General features: G+C 59.2%; 19 protein-coding genes. 15 read left to right on the top strand and 4 right to left on the bottom strand.

Annotated elements, in window-relative coordinates; genetic code table 11:
- Positions 1-49: 49 nt before the first annotated feature.
- The 4 genes from gyrB to dnaA are packed head-to-tail and all read right to left on the bottom strand — an operon-like array spanning position 50 to position 6,279.
- A complete protein-coding gene (gyrB, locus tag CHB99_RS22700; protein ID WP_042121663.1) occupies positions 50-2,467 on the bottom strand; it encodes a DNA topoisomerase (ATP-hydrolyzing) subunit B in 2,418 nt (805 codons plus the stop codon).
- Positions 2,468-2,471: 4 nt separating this feature from the next.
- The gene (gene recF, locus CHB99_RS22705; protein WP_042121662.1) at positions 2,472-3,575 is read right to left on the bottom strand and encodes a DNA replication/repair protein RecF; all 1,104 of its coding nucleotides are present in this window, start codon (positions 3,573-3,575) and stop codon (positions 2,472-2,474) included.
- A 20-nt stretch (positions 3,576-3,595) separates the two neighbouring features.
- On the bottom strand, positions 3,596-4,699 hold the full coding sequence (gene dnaN, locus CHB99_RS22710) for a DNA polymerase III subunit beta (protein ID WP_042121660.1): 1,104 nt from the start codon (positions 4,697-4,699) through the stop codon (positions 3,596-3,598).
- A gap of 35 nt (positions 4,700-4,734) precedes the next feature.
- Positions 4,735-6,279, bottom strand: a complete 1,545-nt coding sequence (gene dnaA, locus CHB99_RS22715; RefSeq protein ID WP_042121659.1) for a chromosomal replication initiator protein DnaA — start codon at positions 6,277-6,279, stop codon at positions 4,735-4,737.
- Between the two features lie 602 nt (positions 6,280-6,881).
- Between dnaA and rpmH the strand changes: the two genes are divergently transcribed.
- The 15 genes from rpmH to atpA all read left to right on the top strand — a co-directional run.
- Positions 6,882-7,016, top strand: a complete 135-nt coding sequence (gene rpmH / locus CHB99_RS22720; RefSeq protein WP_002551315.1) for a 50S ribosomal protein L34 — start codon at positions 6,882-6,884, stop codon at positions 7,014-7,016.
- Between the two features lie 13 nt (positions 7,017-7,029).
- Positions 7,030-7,434, top strand: coding sequence for a ribonuclease P protein component (gene rnpA, locus CHB99_RS22725; protein WP_167335838.1), 405 nt, complete (start codon positions 7,030-7,032; stop codon positions 7,432-7,434).
- Entirely contained in the window at positions 7,427-7,672 is a 246-nt protein-coding gene (gene yidD, locus CHB99_RS22730; RefSeq protein WP_084702516.1) for a membrane protein insertion efficiency factor YidD, read from the top strand. Before rnpA ends, yidD begins: the two co-directional genes overlap by 8 nt.
- Positions 7,673-7,674: 2 nt before the next feature.
- Complete coding sequence (gene yidC, locus CHB99_RS22735; RefSeq protein ID WP_042121658.1) at positions 7,675-9,348, top strand: membrane protein insertase YidC; 1,674 nt, start codon at positions 7,675-7,677, stop codon at positions 9,346-9,348.
- An 83-nt stretch (positions 9,349-9,431) separates the two neighbouring features.
- Complete coding sequence (gene mnmE, locus CHB99_RS22740; RefSeq protein WP_042121657.1) at positions 9,432-10,802, top strand: tRNA uridine-5-carboxymethylaminomethyl(34) synthesis GTPase MnmE; 1,371 nt, start codon at positions 9,432-9,434, stop codon at positions 10,800-10,802.
- Between the two features lie 520 nt (positions 10,803-11,322).
- Positions 11,323-13,215, top strand: a complete 1,893-nt coding sequence (gene mnmG, locus CHB99_RS22745; RefSeq protein WP_042121656.1) for a tRNA uridine-5-carboxymethylaminomethyl(34) synthesis enzyme MnmG — start codon at positions 11,323-11,325, stop codon at positions 13,213-13,215.
- Positions 13,212-13,856 (top strand): 16S rRNA (guanine(527)-N(7))-methyltransferase RsmG, encoded by a 645-nt coding sequence (rsmG, locus tag CHB99_RS22750; protein ID WP_042121655.1) that lies wholly within the window; start codon positions 13,212-13,214, stop codon positions 13,854-13,856. The genes mnmG and rsmG overlap by 4 nt, the downstream gene beginning before the upstream one ends.
- Positions 13,857-13,874: 18 nt before the next feature.
- The gene (locus tag CHB99_RS22755) at positions 13,875-14,666 is read left to right on the top strand and encodes a ParA family protein (protein ID WP_042121653.1); all 792 of its coding nucleotides are present in this window, start codon (positions 13,875-13,877) and stop codon (positions 14,664-14,666) included.
- A 9-nt stretch (positions 14,667-14,675) separates the two neighbouring features.
- Positions 14,676-15,548, top strand: coding sequence for a ParB/RepB/Spo0J family partition protein (locus CHB99_RS22760; protein ID WP_042121652.1), 873 nt, complete (start codon positions 14,676-14,678; stop codon positions 15,546-15,548).
- A 149-nt stretch (positions 15,549-15,697) separates the two neighbouring features.
- Positions 15,698-16,105, top strand: a complete 408-nt coding sequence (locus CHB99_RS22765; protein WP_009402534.1) for a F0F1 ATP synthase subunit I — start codon at positions 15,698-15,700, stop codon at positions 16,103-16,105.
- Between the two features lie 16 nt (positions 16,106-16,121).
- Positions 16,122-16,991: a F0F1 ATP synthase subunit A gene (gene atpB / locus CHB99_RS22770; RefSeq protein ID WP_042121651.1), complete on the top strand. Its 870-nt coding sequence runs from the start codon at positions 16,122-16,124 to the stop codon at positions 16,989-16,991.
- Between the two features lie 145 nt (positions 16,992-17,136).
- Entirely contained in the window at positions 17,137-17,394 is a 258-nt protein-coding gene (gene atpE / locus CHB99_RS22775) for a F0F1 ATP synthase subunit C (protein WP_003097235.1), read from the top strand.
- Between the two features lie 57 nt (positions 17,395-17,451).
- Entirely contained in the window at positions 17,452-17,922 is a 471-nt protein-coding gene (locus tag CHB99_RS22780; protein WP_028942553.1) for a F0F1 ATP synthase subunit B, read from the top strand.
- A 12-nt stretch (positions 17,923-17,934) separates the two neighbouring features.
- Positions 17,935-18,471, top strand: a complete 537-nt coding sequence (locus tag CHB99_RS22785; protein WP_042121650.1) for a F0F1 ATP synthase subunit delta — start codon at positions 17,935-17,937, stop codon at positions 18,469-18,471.
- Between the two features lie 21 nt (positions 18,472-18,492).
- Positions 18,493-19,604 (top strand): F0F1 ATP synthase subunit alpha (atpA, locus tag CHB99_RS22790; RefSeq protein ID WP_089266643.1); only part of this gene is annotated, 1,112 nt, incomplete at its 3' end.

The raw sequence follows: 19,604 nt of genomic DNA on the forward strand, positions 1-19,604 counted from the left end.
CGACAAAAAAAACCCCAGCACAAGGCTGGGGTTCTTTTGGGCAGCGGGATCAGAAGTCCAGGTTAGCTACCGACAACGCATTGCTCTCGATGAACTCGCGGCGAGGCTCCACCGCATCGCCCATCAGGGTGTTGAAGATCTGATCGGCAGCGATCGCGTCTTCGATGGTCACCTTGAGCATGCGACGCACGGTCGGATCCATGGTGGTTTCCCACAGCTGGTCCGGGTTCATCTCGCCGAGACCTTTGTAGCGCTGGATGGTGTGGCGCTTGGTGCTTTCGGTCATCAGCCACTCAAGGCCTTCCTTGAACTCGCTGATGGCTTTCTTGCGCTCACCACGCTGAACGTAGGCACCGTCTTCCAGCAGCGAACCGAGTTGCGCGCCGAGAGCGGTCACGGTGCGGTAGTCGTTGCTGCCGAAGAAGTCACGGTTGAAGGTGACGTAACTAGCCAGGCCATGGGAGGTGATTTCCACTTCCGGCAGCCAGATGTTGCGCTCGCGGTCTTCACGCAGGCTGGCTTTGTACAGCAGGCCGGACTTCTCGCTGACGCTCAGGCGTTCCTGGAACTGGTTCAGCCACTCTTGCATCTTGCCGTGATCGGAAAGCTGCTCAAGGGATACCGCTGGCAGGTACAGGAAGTGCTCGGTCAGTTCCAGCGGGTACAGCCGCGACAGACGCTTCAGGGTCTTCATCACCGAGCGGAACTCATTGACCAGGCTTTCCAGAGCGGGGCCGGAAATCGCCGGAGCCGACTCGCTCAGGTACAGGGCCGCATCTTCGAGGGCCGACTGGGTCATGTACTCTTCCATGGCCTCGTCGTCCTTGATGTACTGCTCCTGCTTGCCTTTCTTCACCTTGTACAGCGGCGGCTGGGCGATATAGATGTAGCCGCGCTCGATCAGCTCTGGCAGTTGACGGAAGAAGAAGGTCAACAACAGGGTACGGATGTGCGAACCGTCAACGTCAGCATCGGTCATGATGATGATGTTGTGATAGCGCAGCTTCTCGATGTTGTACTCTTCGCGACCGATACCGCAGCCCAGGGCGGTGATCAGGGTGCCGACTTCCTGCGACGAGATCATCTTGTCGAAACGGGCTTTCTCGACGTTGAGGATCTTGCCCTTCAGCGGCAGGATCGCCTGGGTCTTGCGGTTACGGCCTTGCTTGGCCGAGCCACCCGCGGAGTCACCCTCCACCAGGTACAGTTCGGAAAGGGCAGGGTCCTTCTCCTGGCAGTCCGCCAGTTTGCCCGGCAGGCCGGCAATATCCAGCGCGCCTTTACGGCGGGTCATTTCCCGCGCTTTACGTGCGGCTTCACGGGCACGGGCAGCGTCGATCATCTTGCCGACAACGGCCTTGGCTTCGTTCGGGTTTTCCAGGAGGAAGTCGGAGAAGTACTTGCCCATCTCCTGTTCGACCGCCGTCTTCACCTCGGACGACACCAGCTTGTCCTTGGTCTGCGAGCTGAACTTCGGATCCGGTACCTTGACCGAGATGATCGCGGTCAGACCTTCACGGGCATCGTCACCGGTGGTCGCGACCTTGTTCTTCTTGGCCAGACCTTCCTGCTCGATGTAGTTGTTCAGGTTACGCGTCAGCGCGGAACGGAAGCCCACCAGGTGGGTACCGCCATCGCGCTGCGGAATGTTGTTGGTGAAGCACAGCAGGTTTTCGTTGAAGCTGTCGTTCCACTGCAGGGCGATTTCGACACCTACGCCATCGTCCCGCTGGACGCTGAAGTGGAATACCTGGTTGACCGCAGTCTTGTTGGTATTCAGGTATTCAACGAAAGCGCGCAAACCACCTTCGTAGCAGAAGTGCTCGTCCTTGCCGCTACGCTCGTCCTTCAGCATGATGCCGACGCCGGAGTTGAGGAACGACAGCTCACGAATCCGCTTGGCCAGGATGTCCCAGCTGAAGTGGATGTTCTTGAAGGTTTCAGCCGAAGGCTTGAAGTGGATCTGGGTACCGGTAGTCTCGCTTTCGCCAACGATCTTCATCGGCGCTTGTGGAACACCATGGACATAGACCTGCTCCCAGATCTTGCCGCTGCGGCGAACGGTCAGGGTCAGTTCTTCGGACAGTGCGTTCACTACAGAAACGCCCACGCCGTGCAGGCCGCCAGATACTTTGTAGGAGTTGTCATCGAACTTACCGCCGGCGTGGAGAACGGTCATGATGACCTCTGCCGCGGAAACCCCTTCCTCTTTATGCACATCGACCGGAATACCGCGACCGTTGTCGCGCACGGTGATGGATTCGTCGGGGTGGATGATTACAGTGATGTCGTCGCAGTGGCCAGCGAGGGCTTCGTCGATCGAGTTGTCGACCACCTCGAACACCATGTGGTGCAGGCCGCTACCATCATCGGTGTCGCCAATGTACATACCGGGACGTTTGCGCACGGCATCCAGCCCTTTCAGCACCTTGATGCTGGAGGAGTCGTACGTTTGATTTTCGCTCATGCCTTCACTCCCGATGGTCGTGGGTCTGGGTGATACGGCCCTGTTCCACGTGGAACAGAGCAACTGGCGTATCCGTCTGCCAGCCTTCCCTCAGTAATTCGTGATCTACACAGGTGATGAAAACCTGGCAGCGTAAGTCTTCCAGCAAGCGACATAATGCGCGACGGTGCTGCTCGTCCAGTTCAGACGGCAAGTCATCCACCAGATAAATACACTGACCGCGGCGCGCCTGGCTGACCAGGTGTCCTTGGGCGATACGCAGTGCGCAGACCACCAGCTTCTGCTGGCCACGGGACAAGATGTCCGCGGCATTGTTGGCGCCCAATCGGAGGCGCAAATCGGCACGCTGCGGACCAGCTTGGGTATGCCCCATCTGCTGGTCTCGTTGAAGAGAAGCCGCGAGCACATCGTTCAGCTCCCGGTCCTTGTCCCACCCTCGGTAGTAACTGAGGGTCAGCCCTTCGAGCTCCAGCAATTCACTGAGGATCTGCTCGAAGACAGGCTTCAACGCTTTGATGTAGTTACGGCGATATTCGTCGATTTCAGCGCTGGCCAGGCACAATTCCCGGTCCCAGGCCGCTTGCGAAATAGCGTCAAGTGTACCATGCCGCAGCCATGAGTTTCGCTGCCGCAGCGCCTTCTGCAGCCGTTGCCAGGTCCCCATGAAACGAGGTTCCACGTGGAACACACCCCAATCGAGGAACTGACGGCGAATTTTCGGCGCACCTTCCAGCAGGCGGAAGCTGTCCGGATTGATGAGTTGCAACGGCAGAATTTCCGCCAATTGCGCAGTACCGCGGGCATTCTGCCCGTCGATACGAATAGTGAAATCTCCCTGCCTTTCGCGAGAAACCCCCAGGTTGCTCGACGCACCATCGCCCAGCGCCACCTGACCGAACACGGTACACGTGGGTTGCTCGTACTGAATCACCGGATTCAAGCGAGTGCTGCGGAAGGAGCGCGCCAGCCCGAGCAGATGAATGGCTTCCAGCACGCTGGTTTTGCCACTGCCGTTGGCGCCGTAGAGGATGTTGATTCGCGGGGAAGGAGAGAAGGTCACCGGGTGCAGGTTGCGCACCGCGGTGACAGAGACACGGCTGAGGGACATCTAGATTTGGTCTGGAAAGGTTACAGACGCATTGGCATGACAACGTAGGAGGAATCGTCGTTGCCGGCTTCCTGCAGCAGCGCACTGCTGTTGGAGTCGGACAGGATCAGACGAACCTGCTCAGTGGTCATGACGCCCAGTACGTCGAGCAGATAGCTGACGTTGAAGCCGATTTCCAGCGAACCGCCGTTGTAATCGACGCTGATTTCTTCTTCCGCCTCTTCCTGCTCCGGGTTGTTGGCCTGGATCTTCAGCTGACCCGCGGCCAGTTGCAGACGGATGCCGCGGTACTTCTCGTTGGACAGGATCGCGGTACGGCTGAACGCTTCACGCAATGCCTGGCGATCGCCCAGTACCAGCTTGTCACCGCCCTTCGGCAGTACGCGCTCGTAGTCAGGGAACTTGCCGTCCACCAGTTTCGAGGTGAAGGTGAACTCGCCCGTGGTAGCACGGATATGGTGCTGACCCAGGACGATGCTGACCGTGCCATCCGGCTCGGTGAGCAGACGCGCCAACTCGAGAATCCCCTTGCGTGGCACGATGACCTGATGGCGGTCGGCCTGGCCGATATCCGCGCTCATCGAGCACATCGCCAGACGGTGACCGTCAGTGGCTACCGCACGCAGAGTACCCGTGGAGACTTCCAGCAGCATACCGTTGAGGTAGTAGCGCACGTCCTGCTGAGCCATGGCGAAGCTGGTGCGTTCGATCAGACGACGCAGACGGCTCTGCTCCAGCGTGCAGGTCAGCGAGCCTGGGCCTTCTTCCACGGTCGGGAAGTCGTTGGCCGGCAGGGTCGACAGGGTGAAACGGCTGCGACCAGCTTTGACCAGCAGCTTCTGCTCGTCGACCTTGATATCGATCAGCGCGTCGTTTGGCAGGCTCTTGCAGATGTCCATCAGCTTGCGCGCTGGCACCGTGATCTCACCCGGCTCTGCCGGTTCTTCCAGCTGGACGCGGCCAACCAGTTCCACTTCCAGGTCGGTACCGGTCAGCGACAACTGCTGACCCTGGACCACCAGAAGTACGTTGGACAACACCGGCAAGGTCTGACGACGCTCGACGACGCCTGCGACCAGTTGCAGGGGTTTCAACAGGGCTTCGCGTTGAATGGTGAAATGCATGGTCTAGTCCCTTGCCTTGAAGAGCTGCGCTGACATCAGGTCGTCAGGGTCCGCAGCAGGTTCTTGTAATCCTCGCGGATATCCGCGTCGGATTCCTTGAGTTCGTTGATCTTGCGGCAGGCGTGCAACACGGTGGTGTGGTCACGGCCGCCAAATACGTCGCCGATTTCCGGCAGACTGTGGTTGGTCAGTTCCTTGGACAGGGCCATGGCAACCTGACGGGGGCGGGCCACCGAACGCGAACGACGCTTGGACAGCAGATCGGAAATCTTGATCTTGTAGTACTCGGCGACGGTGCGTTGGATGTTATCCACACTGACCAGTTTGTCCTGCAGCGCCAGCAGGTCCTTCAACGACTCGCGAATCAGCTCGATGGTGATATCGCGGCCCATGAAGTGCGAGTGAGCGATCACCCGCTTGAGCGCGCCTTCCAATTCACGAACGTTGGAACGAATGCGCTGGGCAATGAAGAACGCCGCGTCATGCGGCAGCTCGACCTTGGCCTGGTCGGCCTTTTTCATCAGGATCGCCACGCGGGTTTCCAGCTCGGGAGGCTCGACCGCAACGGTCAGGCCCCAACCGAAGCGGGACTTCAAGCGCTCCTCCAGACCTTCGATTTCCTTCGGGTAGCGATCGCTGGTGAGAATCACCTGCTGGCCGCCCTCGAGCAAGGCATTGAAGGTGTGGAAAAACTCTTCCTGCGAACGTTCCTTGCGGGCGAAGAACTGGATGTCGTCGATCAGCAACGCGTCCACCGAACGGTAGAAACGCTTGAACTCGTTGATTGCGTTGAGCTGCAGCGCCTTGACCATATCAGCGACGAAGCGCTCGGAGTGCAGATAGACAACCTTGGCATTCGGGTTCTTCTTGAGCAGGTGGTTACCCACAGCATGCATCAAGTGCGTCTTACCCAGACCGACACCACCATAAAGGAACAGCGGGTTGTAACCGTGTTTCGGATTGTCCGCCACCTGCCAAGCCGCGGCGCGGGCCAGCTGGTTGGATTTACCTTCGACGAAATTCTCGAAGGTAAAGGTGCGGTTCAGATAGCTGGTGTGCTTGAGCGCACCTTCTACCTGCACAGTGCGCTGTTCGGTACGGCCATTGCCGGCAACCGGGGTAGTGGCAGGCGCATCCCCGCCCATGGCATCGAAGCTTTCCCGCGAAGGGGCTTCTTCCACTTGCGCTTCAACGACCGCGGCGGCCGGTGCGCTGCTGACCGGTTCGCTCGGTGCTGGCGCCTGGACTTGAGCTGCCTGGGCGGCGGCCTGAGCCTGGGACGCGGCCACAGCGGCAGCCAACGGTGCATTCGGTGCCGCACGCGGTGCCGAGCTGCGACGGCTGCCTATTAATAAGGAAAGCGCGGGAACGGAACCGTTGCCATGTTCGCCGAGCAGTTCGAGCAAGCGGCCCAGGTACTTTTCATTGACCCAGTCGAGCACGAAGCGGTTGGGCGCGTAGACGCGCAACTCGTCGCCTTCGGCTTCGACTTGTAGCGGACGGATCCAGGTATTGAATTGCTGGGTAGGCAGTTCGTCGCGCAGAAGCTCCACGCACTGCTGCCAAAGTTCCACTGACACGGATATCCCCTGAATTTGAAAGCCGGTAAGGGCCGGTGAGGCAAAAACAAGCCGCCATTGTACCGGGCACCCGCACACTTATCCACACGCGGGTGACCCAAGAGAGGCGATAAATCAGTCATTTACTGACCAAAACACACTTCGCCCGGTGTGAATAAGCTCTGTGGATAACCCGACATGAGCACTATGCACAACTCGGGGGTCAGCCCTGTGGAAAACTCGCCTGTTGATAACATGCCATTTTATCCACTGCTTTTCCGGAAGCCCGGCACAAGCAAAGCACCGTTTCCCGACAGGGTTTCAGATCTCTGTACATCACGTATAACGTGGCCTATAGACTTTTATCCACAAAAATCCGAAAGCTAAGATTCATAAGTTCTTCAGAAAAGCTTTAAATACCTTTCCTCTTTTTTTCTATGTCTAACCGCGGTGACCCTGATCGATCTGTCCGGACTGCCTACCAGGAGGTGGTTCCGCTGCCTGTCGATCTCCATAAGGAAAAGCTGGTTGGAAATTGACCTATGGACTTGCTTTCTCTAGAATCGCCGGTCTCTTAAAACGGGGGCCATTCCGGCCCGTTGTCACGAACCAGGTAACACGCCATGAAACGTACTTTCCAACCAAGCACCATCAAGCGCGCTCGCACTCACGGTTTCCGTGCTCGTATGGCCACCAAGAACGGCCGTGCCGTACTGTCCCGCCGTCGTGCCAAAGGCCGTAAGCGCCTGGCAGTTTGATTTTTCGGCACAGGTGGTGAGTCAGGACTTCAGTCGGGAAAAACGTCTACTGACACCCCGACACTTCAAAGCGGTCTTTGACTCTCCATCAGGCAAGGTGCCCGGCAAGAGTCTCTTGCTCCTTGCCCGCGAGAACGGACTCGATCACCCCCGCCTGGGTCTGGTGATCGGCAAGAAGGCAGTCAAGCTTTCCGTTCAGCGCAATCGCCTGAAGCGTTTGATGCGCGATTCGTTTCGTCGCCACCAGGAACTGCTGGCTGGCTGGGACATAGTCATCGTCGCGCGCAAAGGCCTTGGCGATGTAGAAAACCCGGAATTGCACCAACATTTTGGCAAGCTCTGGAAGCGCCTCGCTCGTAGTCGGCCCTCTCCAGAGGTCAAGACCGAATCTGTAGGGGTGGACCGTCCAGATGCGTAAACTGGCACTCGTTCCGATCCAGTTTTACCGTTACGCCATCAGCCCTTTGATGGCCAGTCATTGCCGTTTCTACCCAAGTTGCTCCTGCTATGCGTACGAAGCCATCGAAAGACATGGCCTTTTGCGTGGCGGGTGGCTGACCGTTCGTCGCCTGGGTCGTTGTCATCCCTGGAACGCAGGCGGCTTTGATCCGGTTCCGCCAGTTCCATCTTCCCGTACTTCTTCGATAGCCGAGTAATCATGGATATTAAACGCACGATCCTGATCGCCGCCCTGGCAATCGTGTCCTATGTCATGGTCCTCAAATGGAACCAGGACTACGGCCAGGCTGCCTTGCCGACTCAGAATGCTGCCTCCAGCAACATCGCGCCGTCCCTCCCGGACAGCCCGACCGCCGGCAACACCAATGCGGACGTCCCGACCGTCAATGCCGAAGGCCAGCCAGTGGCACCGGCACCAGTCGCTGTCAGCAAGGATCTGATCAGGGTCAAGAGCGATGTGCTCGATCTGGCTATCGACCCAACCGGCGGTGACATCGTCCAGTTGACCCTGCCGAAGTACCCGCGCCGCCAGGATCATCCGGACATTCCATTCCAGCTGTTCGACAACGGCAACGAGCGTGTTTACCTGGCCCAGAGCGGCCTGATCGGCAGCAATGGCATCGACCGGTCCAGCGGTCGTCCACTGTATTCCGCCGAGCAGAAGAGTTATCAACTGGCTGATGGCCAGAACCAACTGGTCGTCGACCTGAAGTTCAGCCAGGACGGCGTCAACTACATCAAGCGCTTCACCCTGAAGCGTGGTGAGTACGACCTGAAGGTCAGCTACCTGATCGACAACCAGAGCGGCCAGCCGTGGTCCGGCAACATGTACGGCCAGTTGAAGCGTGATGCCAGCTCCGATCCGTCCTCGTCGACCGCCACCGGTACCGCCACCTACCTGGGTGCCGCCCTGTGGACAAGTTCCGAGCCCTACAAGAAAGTGTCCATGAAGGACATGGACAAGGGGCAGTTGAACGAAACCGTGGCCGGCGGCTGGGTCGCCTGGCTGCAGCACTACTTCGTGACTGCGTGGATTCCTGAAAAATCCGGTAACAACCAGGTCACCACCCTCAAGGATGGTCAGGGCAACTACGTGATCCGCTTCATCGGCCCGGCAACCAACGTTGCCGCCGGTGCCCAGGGCGAGATCAGCAGCACCCTGTATGCCGGTCCGAAGATCCAGAGCCACCTGAAAGAGTTGTCCCCAGGCCTGGAACTGACCGTCGATTACGGCTTCCTGTGGTTCATCGCCCAGCCGATCTTTTGGCTGCTGCAACATATCCACAACCTGCTCGGCAACTGGGGCTGGTCGATCATCGTCCTGACCATGCTGATCAAGGGCCTGTTCTTCCCGCTTTCCGCCGCCAGCTACAAGTCGATGGCGCGCATGCGTGCCGTGGCCCCGCGCCTGGCCCAGCTGAAAGAGCAGTTCGGTGACGATCGTCAGAAGATGTCCCAGGCGATGATGGAGCTGTACAAGAAAGAGAAGATCAACCCGCTGGGCGGCTGCCTGCCGATCCTGGTGCAGATGCCGGTCTTCCTGTCGCTGTACTGGGTACTCCTGGAAAGCGTGGAAATGCGCCAGGCGCCGTGGATGTTCTGGATCACCGACCTGTCGATCAAGGATCCGTTCTTCATCCTGCCGATCATCATGGGCGCGACCATGTTCATCCAGCAGCAGCTGAACCCGACTCCGCCGGATCCGATGCAGGCCAAGGTGATGAAGCTGATGCCGATCATCTTCACCTTCTTCTTCCTGTGGTTCCCGGCCGGTCTGGTTCTGTACTGGGTTGTGAACAACTGCCTGTCCATCGCGCAGCAGTGGTACATCACCCGCAAGATCGAGGCCGCGACCAAGAAGGCCGCAGCCTGACGGATTAGCCAGCTAATCTGTGGATAAACGCCCCATTCGTGGGGCGTTTTGCTATCTGACGTTTTTGTTCCGAGGCCATCGACATGAATTCCCGCCGCGAAACCATCACCGCCATTGCCACCGCCCAGGGTCGAGGCGGGGTGGGCATTGTGCGTATCTCCGGGCCGCTGGCGAGCCAGGCCGGGCAGGCCATCACCGGCCGCAGCCTGACGCCACGGCATGCCCACTACGGTCCTTTCCGCAGTGAAGACGGCCTGGTCCTCGACGAAGGTATCGCGCTGTTTTTCCCCGGACCGAATTCCTTCACCGGCGAAGACGTCCTGGAACTGCAGGGCCATGGCGGTCCGGTGGTCCTGGACATGCTTCTGCAACGCTGTGTACAACTCGGTTGCCGCCTGGCTCGCCCGGGTGAATTCAGCGAACGCGCCTTCCTCAACGACAAGCTCGACCTGGCCCAGGCCGAGGCTATCGCCGACCTGATCGAGGCGAGTTCCGCACAGGCGGCGCGCAATGCCCTGCGCTCGCTGCAGGGCGAGTTTTCCCGGCGTGTGGATAACCTCACCGAGCGCTTGATCAGCCTGCGCATCTACGTGGAAGCAGCGATCGACTTTCCCGAGGAGGAAATCGATTTTCTCGCCGATGGCCATGTGCTGGGCATGCTCGATGCCGTGCGTGCCGATCTCGCCTCGGTAATGCGCGAGGCCGGGCAGGGCGCGTTGTTGCGCGATGGCATGACGGTGGTCATCGCCGGGCGGCCGAACGCCGGCAAATCGAGCCTGCTGAACATGCTCGCCGGACGCGAGGCGGCGATCGTCACTGATATCGCCGGTACCACCCGAGACATCCTGCGTGAACATATCCACATCGACGGCATGCCCCTGCATGTTGTGGATACTGCGGGACTGCGCGACACCGAGGACCATGTGGAAAAAATCGGCGTGGAACGCGCGCTGAAGGCGATCAGCGAGGCGGACCGGGTGCTGCTGGTGGTGGATGCCACCGCGCCGGAAGCCGCCGATCCATTCGCCCTGTGGCCGGAATTCCTCGATCAGCGCCCGCGACCGGACAAGGTCACCCTGATTCGCAACAAAGCCGACCTCACGGGCGAGTCCATCGGCATGGAAGAAAGCGAGGATGGTCACGTCACCATCACCCTCAGCGCCAAGGCTCCCGACATGGGCCTGAACCTGCTGCGCGAGCACCTGAAGGCCTGCATGGGTTACGAACAGACCGCGGAAAGCGGTTTCAGCGCCCGTCGGCGTCACCTGGAAGCCTTGCGCCAGGCCAGCGCCAGTCTCGAGCACGGGCGTGAACAGCTGACCCTTGCCGGCGCCGGCGAGCTGTTGGCCGAGGATCTGCGCCAGGCGCAGCAGGCCTTGGGCGAAATCACCGGCGCGTTCAGTTCCGACGACCTCCTGGGTCGTATCTTCTCCAGCTTCTGCATCGGCAAGTAAGCATTCTTATCCACAGCCGGGCCTGATCTGACAGGCTCGGTTGTCACATCCTGCAGCACATCTTCCTTTTCCACACGCGAAACCTCCGGCTTGGGTCCGGGGCTTCTGCCTGTCCGCTAGTTCACGGATCGATGAAATAAGCCCTGTGGAAAACCCGCCCTCAGCTCCGTTGATAACTACCCTTCCAGGCTGGAGATAAATCCGCCTGTGGGTAAACAGCATTTTAATCCACAGGCTTAAGGCGCTTATCCATACCCCTCATGGTGGGTGAATAACAGGGTTATGAATCTCTGTACATAGCGTAAAACAAGGGCTGTATAACCTTATCCACAGAAGGTGGGGTGACTAAGAATAAACATAAAAACAAAGCTTTTATAAATCTTCCTTTCGTTATTTCTATTGCCGGCCATTCATCCACAGGCTGGTTAAATTTTGTGCAAAAGGTTCCTTTAGGAGGGGGGAAGTCCCTATACTTGGCAGCTATCCCTTTTTAATTCCCGAAACAGGCACGAGGTGCGTGGTGGATTTCCCTTCTCGTTTTGAAGTGATCGTCATCGGCGGCGGCCATGCCGGTACCGAGGCTGCGCTTGCATCAGCACGCATGGGCGTGAAAACCCTGCTGTTGACCCATAACGTGGAAACCCTCGGGCACATGAGCTGCAACCCGGCCATCGGTGGCATCGGCAAGAGCCACCTGGTCAAGGAAATCGATGCGCTGGGCGGCGCGATGGCACTGGCCACCGACAAGAGCGGTATCCAGTTCCGTGTACTGAACAACCGCAAGGGCCCGGCCGTACGCGCTACCCGCGCCCAGGCCGACCGCGCCATCTACAAGGCGGTCGTTCGCGAGATCCTGGAGAACCAGCCCAACCTGTGGATATTCCAGCAGTCCTGCGATGACCTGATCGTCGAACAGGATCAGGTCCGCGGCGTGGTGACCCAGATGGGTCTGCGCTTCTTCGCCGATTCCGTGGTGCTGACCACCGGCACCTTCCTCGGCGGACTTATCCACATCGGTCTGCAGAACTACTCCGGCGGTCGCGCCGGCGATCCGCCCGCGATTGCCCTGGCGCATCGCCTGCGTGAGTTGCCGCTGCGTGTCGGTCGCCTGAAGACCGGCACACCACCGCGTATCGACGGGCGTTCCGTGGATTTCTCGGTGATGTCCGAGCAGCCAGGCGATACGCCGATCCCGGTGATGTCGTTCATGGGCTCGAAAGAGATGCACCCGCGTCAGGTCAGTTGCTGGATTACCCACACCAATGCGCGGACCCACGAGATCATTGCTTCGAACCTGGATCGTTCGCCGATGTACTCCGGCGTGATCGAGGGCATCGGCCCGCGTTATTGCCCGTCGATCGAGGACAAGATCCATCGCTTCGCCGACAAGGAAAGCCACCAGGTGTTCATCGAGCCGGAAGGCCTGACCACCCATGAGCTGTATCCGAACGGGATATCCACATCCCTGCCGTTCGATGTGCAACTTGAGATCGTCCGTTCGATCCGTGGCATGGAAAACGCCCACATCGTGCGCCCGGGCTACGCCATCGAGTACGACTACTTCGATCCGCGCGACCTGAAATACAGCCTGGAAACCAAAGTGATCGGCGGCCTGTTCTTCGCTGGCCAGATCAACGGCACCACGGGTTACGAAGAAGCCGGCGCGCAAGGCCTGCTCGCCGGGACCAACGCCGCGCTGCGCGCGCAGGGCCGCGAAAGCTGGTGCCCGCGTCGCGACGAGGCGTACATCGGAGTGCTGGTCGACGACCTGATCACCCTCGGTACCCAGGAGCCGTACCGCATGTTCACCTCACGCGCCGAATACCGGCTGATCCTGCGCGAGGACAACGCCGATCTGCGCCTGACCGAAAAAGGTCGCGAATTGGGTCTGGTGGATGACGAGCGTTGGGCAGCCTTCAGCGCCAAGCGCGAGGGCATCGAACGCGAAGAACAGCGCCTGAAATCCACCTGGGTTCGCCCGGGCACCGAGCAGGGCGACGCGGTCGCCGAACGTTTCGGCACGCCGCTGGCCCATGAATACAACCTGCTCAACCTGCTGAGCCGGCCGGAAATCGACTATGCCGGGCTGGTGGCAGTGACCGGCGGCAGCGATGCCAGCGAGCAGGTCGCCGAACAGGTCGAGATCAAGACCAAATATGCCGGTTACATCGACCGGCAACAGGAAGAAATCGCTCGCCTGCGCGCCAGCGAAGATACCCGCCTGCCGGACGACATCGACTACGCTTCGATCTCCGGTCTATCCAAGGAAATCCAGGGCAAGCTCGGCCAGACCCGGCCCGAGACCCTGGGCCAGGCGTCGCGTATTCCCGGTGTGACCCCGGCGGCGATCTCCCTGTTGCTGATTCATCTGAAGAAACGCGGCGCTGGCCGCGGTCTGGAGCAAAGCGCTTGAGTTCACTGGTCACCGCAAAACATGCCGAAGAGTTGTCCACAGGCGCGCGCCAGCTCGGTCTCGAACTGACGGGCGAACAACTGGAACAACTGCTGGCTTACCTGGCCCTGCTGATCAAGTGGAACAAGGCCTACAACCTCACCGCGGTGCGTGATCCGGACGAGATGGTGTCCCGCCATCTGCTGGACAGCCTGAGCGTGATGGCATTCATCCACGGCCCGCGCTGGCTCGATGTTGGCAGCGGTGGTGGCATGCCCGGGATTCCATTGTCTATCCTGCATCCGGACAAACAGGTCACGGTGCTCGACAGCAACGGCAAGAAAACCCGTTTTCTGACCCAGGTGAAACTGGAGCTGAAACTGGACAACCTGACGGTTATCCACAAGCGGGTGGAGGAGTTCCAGCCGGCGCAGCCCTTTACCGGAATCATTTCCCGTGCTTTCAGCAGCATGGAGAACTTCACCAACTGGACGCGGCACCTGGGGGACTCCCAGACACAGTGGCTGGCAATGAAAGGACTGCATCCGGCCGATGAGCTGGTAGCATTGCCGGCGGATTTCAAAGTGGATAGCGAGCAGGCCTTGACCGTACCCGGTTGCCAAGGCCAGCGCCATCTGCTGATACTGCGCCGCACGGCATGACTGGGAACACAAGCAAGAATGGCTAAGGTATTCGCGATCGCGAACCAGAAGGGGGGTGTGGGTAAAACCACCACCTGTATCAATCTCGCGGCGTCGCTGGTAGCGACCAAGCGCCGCGTGCTGTTGATCGACCTCGATCCACAGGGCAACGCCACCATGGGCAGTGGTGTGGATAAACATGTCCTGGAACACTCGGTCTACGACTTGCTGATCGGCGAGTGCGATCTGGCCCAGGCCATGCATTTCTCCGAGCACGGTGGTTATCAACTGCTGCCGGCCAACCGCGACCTGACCGCCGCCGAGGTGGTCCTGCTGGAAATGCAGATGAAGGAAAGTCGCCTGCGCAACGCGCTGGCGCCAATCCGCGAGAATTACGACTACATCCTCATCGATTGCCCGCCCTCGCTGTCGATGCTGACGCTCAATGCGCTGGTCGCTTCCGATGGCGTGATCATTCCGATGCAGTGTGAGTACTACGCACTGGAAGGTCTCAGCGACCTTGTGGATAACATCAAGCGGATCGCCGCCCGGCTGAATCCGGAGCTGAAGATCGAGGGCCTGTTGCGGACCATGTACGACCCGCGCCTGAGCCTGAACAACGATGTTTCGGTGCAGCTCAAGGAACACTTCGGCGAGCAGCTCTACGACACCGTGATCCCGCGCAACATCCGTCTGGCCGAGGCGCCGAGTTTCGGCATGCCGGCACTGGCCTATGACAAGCAATCACGCGGCGCCCTGGCCTACCTGGCCCTGGCTGGCGAACTGCATCGCCGTCAGCGCCGTCAAACTCGCACTGCACAGACAACTTAAGGAATCCGCATGGCCGTCAAGAAACGGGGTCTCGGACGTGGGTTGGATGCACTGTTGAGTGGTCCGACCGTCAGCGCGCTCGAAGAGCAGGCTGTAAAGGTCGACAAGAAAGAACTGCAACACCTGCCCCTGGACCTGATCCAGCGTGGCAAATATCAGCCCCGCCGGGACATGGACCCGCAGGCGCTGGAAGAGCTGGCGCAATCGATCAAGGGCCAGGGCGTCATGCAGCCGATCGTGGTGCGTCCGATTCCGGGGGATCGCTACGAGATCATCGCCGGTGAGCGTCGCTGGCGCGCCAGTCAGCAGGCTGGCCTGGATACGATCCCGGCGATGGTCCGCGATGTACCCGACGAAGCCGCCATCGCCATGGCACTGATCGAGAACATTCAGCGCGAGGACCTCAATCCGATCGAGGAAGCCATCGCCCTGCAGCGTCTGCAGACCGAGTTCCAGCTGACCCAGCAACAGGTCGCCGACGCGGTGGGCAAGTCGCGGGTCACCGTGGCCAACCTGCTGCGCCTGATTTCCTTGCCGGACGTGATCAAGACCATGCTTTCCCATGGTGATCTGGAGATGGGACATGCCCGGGCACTGCTCGGATTGCCTGAAGAACAACAGGTGGATGGGGCGCGACATGTTGTCGCACGCGGTTTGACCGTGCGCCAGACTGAAGCACTGGTTCGCCAGTGGCTCAATGGCAAGCCGGAACCTGTCGAAGCGGTCAAACCGGATCCGGACATTACCCGTCTGGAACAGCGTTTGGCAGAGCGTTTGGGGTCTTCCGTGCAGATTCGCCATGGCAACAAGGGCAAGGGCCAACTGGTTATTCGTTACAACTCGTTAGATGAGTTGCAGGGCGTACTTGCCCACATCCGCTGAAACAATTCCCTTTGTAGCGTGTAGTCGGAAATCACTACCCAGCAGTTGAATAGGGGTTAAACCGCCCCTATACTCTGCGCGCATTTTGTCGGCACAAATTATGCCAAGTCATAGTTGACTGGTTGGCCGACTTCGGGGGAGCAGTTTTGATGGAAACCCGCACGCCAAACCGCCTGCCTTTCCATCGCTGGGCGGTTTTCCCGGTACTGCTGGCCCAATGCGTCGTGTTTCTGTTGGCAGCTTTGGCTTTGTGGCAGTGGCGCGGGACAGTCAGCGGATATTCAGGCCTCTGCGGAGGACTGATCGCCTGGCTACCGAACGTGTATTTCGCCTGGAAGGCCTTCAGGTTTACCGGGGCCAGGGCAGCGCAAGCCATCGTCAAGTCGTTCTACGCAGGCGAGGCGGGCAAATTGATTTTGACGGCGGTGCTGTTTGCACTGACGTTCGCAGGAGTGAAGCCATTGGCGCCATTAGCAGTATTCGGCGTCTTCTTGCTGACCCAACTGGTCAGCTGGTTTGCGCCCCTGCTGATGAAAACAAGACTTTCGAGACCTTAGGGCGTTTGAGGCAAACATGGCAGAAACAACGGCTTCGGGCTATATCCAGCACCACTTGCAGAACCTGACCTTCGGTCAACTTCCAGACGGCGGCTGGGGCTTTGCCCACTCCGCAGCAGAAGCCAAGGCAATGGGCTTCTGGGCGTTCCACGTGGACACCCTGGGTTGGTCGTTCGGCCTGGGTCTGATCTTCATCCTCCTGTTCCGCGCCGCGGCGAAAAAAGCGACTTCCGGCCTGCCCGGCGGTCTGCAGAACTTCGTCGAAGTGCTGGTCGAGTTCGTCCACGGCAGCGTGAAGGATTCCTTCCACGGCCGTAGCAACGTCATCGCCCCGCTGGCCCTGACCATCTTCGTCTGGGTGTTCCTGATGAACGCCATCGACCTGGTGCCGGTGGACTGGATTCCGCAACTGGCGGTATGGATCTCCGGTGATCACCACATCCCGTTCCGCGCCGTATCCACCACCGACCCGAACGCCACCCTGGCCATGGCCTTCTGCGTGTTCGCCCTGATCATCTTCTACAGCATCAAGGTCAAGGGTCTGGGCGGTTTCCTCGGCGAGCTGACCCTGCATCCGTTCGGCAGCAAGAACATCTTCGTGCAGATCCTGCTGATCCCGGTCAACTTCCTGCTGGAATTCGTGACCCTGATTGCCAAGCCGATCTCGCTGGCCCTGCGTCTGTTCGGCAACATGTATGCCGGCGAGCTGGTGTTCATCCTGATTGCCGTGATGTTCGGCGCCGGCCTGCTGTGGCTCAGCGGTCTGGGCATCGTGCTGCAATGGGCGTGGGCGGTGTTCCACATCCTGATCATCACGCTGCAAGCATTCATCTTCATGATGCTTACCATCGTCTACCTGTCGATGGCTCACGAAGATAACCATTAAGACCGCCTGGCGTGTCTGATGACCCTCTTGTCGGTTCGAGAGAGGGTCGAAAAAGTCCGCAAGGGCGCTGTTGTACCAAACGATTTTGTTTTACCGCTTCAAACTAAAAAACCTAACCAATACGACGTAAAAGTCGGGAGGAAAGATGGAAACTGTAGTTGGTCTTACCGCTATCGCTGTTGCTCTGCTGATCGGCCTGGGTGCTCTGGGTACCGCCATTGGTTTCGGCCTGCTGGGCGGCAAGTTCCTGGAAGGCGCTGCTCGCCAGCCAGAGATGGTTCCAATGCTCCAAGTTAAAATGTTCATCGTTGCCGGTCTGCTCGACGCCGTAACCATGATCGGTGTTGGTATCGCTCTGTTCTTCACCTTCGCGAACCCCTTCGTTGGTCAAATCGCTGGCTGATCACTCGATTTTTCGAGTGGTTGGATGTGATGGACAAAGACCGAGCGAGGTGTTGGCGTGAACATTAATGCAACCCTGATTGGCCAGTCTGTTGCCTTCTTCATCTTTGTGCTGTTCTGCATGAAGTTCGTGTGGCCTCCGGTCATCGCGGCTCTGCAGGAGCGTCAAAAGAAGATCGCGGATGGACTGGACGCTGCCAACCGAGCAGCTCGCGACCTGGAGCTGGCCCAAGACAAAGCGGGTCAGCAACTGCGCGAAGCGAAAGCTCAGGCAGCTGAAATCATTGAGCAAGCCAAGAAGCGCGGTGCGCAGATCGTCGAAGAGGCCCGTGATCAGGCCCGCGTCGAAGCTGACCGTGTGAAGGCCCAGGCTCAAGCCGAGATCGAGCAGGAAATTAACAGCGTCAAAGACGCGCTGCGCGCCCAAGTGGGTAGCCTGGCCGTTGGCGGTGCTGAAAAGATCCTTGGCGCCACTATCGATCAAAACGCGCATGCGGAGCTGGTTAACAAACTGGCCGCTGAAATTTAAGCGAGGGCGATCATGGCAGAACTGACCACGTTGGCCCGACCTTACGCTAAGGCTGCCTTCGAGCACGCCCAGGCCCATCAGCAACTGGCCAATTGGTCAGCCATGCTCGGCCTGGCTGCTGCGGTGTCGCAAGACGACACCATGCAGCGCCTGCTCAAGGCCCCGCGACTGACGAGCGCAGACAAGGCCGCCGCGTTTATCGACGTGTGCGGTGACAAGTTCGATGCACAGGCACAGAATTTCATTCATGTTGCCGCGGAAAACGATCGTCTCCAGCTGTTGCCGGAGATTTCGGCTCTGTTCGACCTGTACAAGGCCGAACAAGAGAAATCCGTGGACGTGGAAGTCACCAGTGCTTTTGCGTTGAACCAAGAACAGCAAGACAAACTCGCCAAGGTTCTCAGTGCACGGCTCAGCCGGGAAGTGCGCCTGCATGCGACGGAGGACGCCTCCCTGATCGGTGGTGTCGTTATCCGCGCCGGCGACCTGGTAATCGATGGCTCGGTTCGCGGCAAGCTCGCGAAACTGGCCGAAGCATTGAAATCTTGAGTTTGAAGGGGCAGCAGAGCAATGCAGCAACTCAATCCTTCCGAAATTAGTGAAATCATCAAGGGCCGCATCGAGAAACTCGATGTAGCCTCCCAAGCCCGCAACGAAGGTACTGTCGTCAGCGTTTCTGACGGCATCGTGCGGATTCACGGTCTGGCCGACGCTATGTACGGCGAAATGATCGAGTTTCCAGGCGGCGTCTACGGTATGGCCCTCAACCTGGAGCAAGACTCCGTTGGTGCGGTAGTACTGGGCGCCTACGACACCCTCGCCGAAGGCATGAGCGCCAAGTGCACCGGCCGCATCCTGGAAGTTCCTGTTGGTAAGGAACTGCTGGGTCGCGTCGTCGACGCACTGGGCAACCCGATCGACGGTAAAGGTCCGCTGAACAACACCGAGACCGACGCGGTCGAGAAAGTTGCTCCAGGCGTGATCTGGCGTAAGTCGGTAGACCAGCCTGTACAGACTGGCTACAAGTCCGTCGACGCCATGATCCCTGTCGGCCGTGGCCAGCGCGAGCTGATCATCGGTGACCGTCAGATCGGCAAGACCGCCATGGCCATCGACGCCATCATCAACCAGAAAGACTCCGGTATTTTCTGCGTTTATGTCGCTGTCGGCCAGAAGCGTTCCACCGTTGCCAACATCGTTCGCAAGCTGGAAGAAAACGGCGCCCTGGCCAACACCATCGTGGTTGTTGCCAGTGCTTCGGAATCCGCCGCACTGCAATTCCTGGCGCCATACGCCGGTTGCACCATGGGCGAATTCTTCCGTGACCGCGGTGAAGACGCGCTGATCGTTTACGATGACCTGTCCAAGCAGGCCGTTGCCTACCGTCAGATCTCCCTGCTGCTGCGCCGTCCACCAGGACGTGAAGCGTACCCAGGTGACGTGTTCTATCTCCACTCCCGTCTGCTGGAGCGTGCATCGCGCGTTTCCGAAGAGTACGTCGAGAAGTTCACCAACGGCGCTGTAACTGGCAAGACCGGTTCCCTGACCGCACTGCCGATCATCGAAACCCAGGCTGGCGACGTTTCCGCGTTCGTTCCGACCAACGTGATCTCCATCACCGACGGTCAGATCTTCCTGGAATCGGCCATGTTCAACTCGGGCATCCGCCCTGCAGTGAACGC

The organism is Pseudomonas japonica (assembly GCF_900188455.1).
In the GTDB taxonomy this organism is placed as follows: domain Bacteria; phylum Pseudomonadota; class Gammaproteobacteria; order Pseudomonadales; family Pseudomonadaceae; genus Aquipseudomonas; species Aquipseudomonas japonica.

What these genes read in the sequence shown, in the direction of transcription:
- gyrB (WP_042121663.1), bottom strand. Translation starts at nt 2,467, where the DNA reads ATGAGCGAAAATCAAACGTACGACTCCTCCAGCATCAAGGTGCTGAAA.
- yidD (WP_084702516.1), top strand. Translation starts at nt 7,427, where the DNA reads ATGCGTAAACTGGCACTCGTTCCGATCCAGTTTTACCGTTACGCCATC.
- recF (WP_042121662.1), bottom strand. Translation starts at nt 3,575, where the DNA reads ATGTCCCTCAGCCGTGTCTCTGTCACCGCGGTGCGCAACCTGCACCCG.
- atpB (WP_042121651.1), top strand. Translation starts at nt 16,122, where the DNA reads ATGGCAGAAACAACGGCTTCGGGCTATATCCAGCACCACTTGCAGAAC.
- atpE (WP_003097235.1), top strand. Translation starts at nt 17,137, where the DNA reads ATGGAAACTGTAGTTGGTCTTACCGCTATCGCTGTTGCTCTGCTGATC.
- mnmE (WP_042121657.1), top strand. Translation starts at nt 9,432, where the DNA reads ATGAATTCCCGCCGCGAAACCATCACCGCCATTGCCACCGCCCAGGGT.
- CHB99_RS22785 (WP_042121650.1), top strand. Translation starts at nt 17,935, where the DNA reads ATGGCAGAACTGACCACGTTGGCCCGACCTTACGCTAAGGCTGCCTTC.
- CHB99_RS22765 (WP_009402534.1), top strand. Translation starts at nt 15,698, where the DNA reads ATGGAAACCCGCACGCCAAACCGCCTGCCTTTCCATCGCTGGGCGGTT.
- CHB99_RS22760 (WP_042121652.1), top strand. Translation starts at nt 14,676, where the DNA reads ATGGCCGTCAAGAAACGGGGTCTCGGACGTGGGTTGGATGCACTGTTG.
- yidC (WP_042121658.1), top strand. Translation starts at nt 7,675, where the DNA reads ATGGATATTAAACGCACGATCCTGATCGCCGCCCTGGCAATCGTGTCC.
- CHB99_RS22755 (WP_042121653.1), top strand. Translation starts at nt 13,875, where the DNA reads ATGGCTAAGGTATTCGCGATCGCGAACCAGAAGGGGGGTGTGGGTAAA.
- dnaN (WP_042121660.1), bottom strand. Translation starts at nt 4,699, where the DNA reads ATGCATTTCACCATTCAACGCGAAGCCCTGTTGAAACCCCTGCAACTG.
- rpmH (WP_002551315.1), top strand. Translation starts at nt 6,882, where the DNA reads ATGAAACGTACTTTCCAACCAAGCACCATCAAGCGCGCTCGCACTCAC.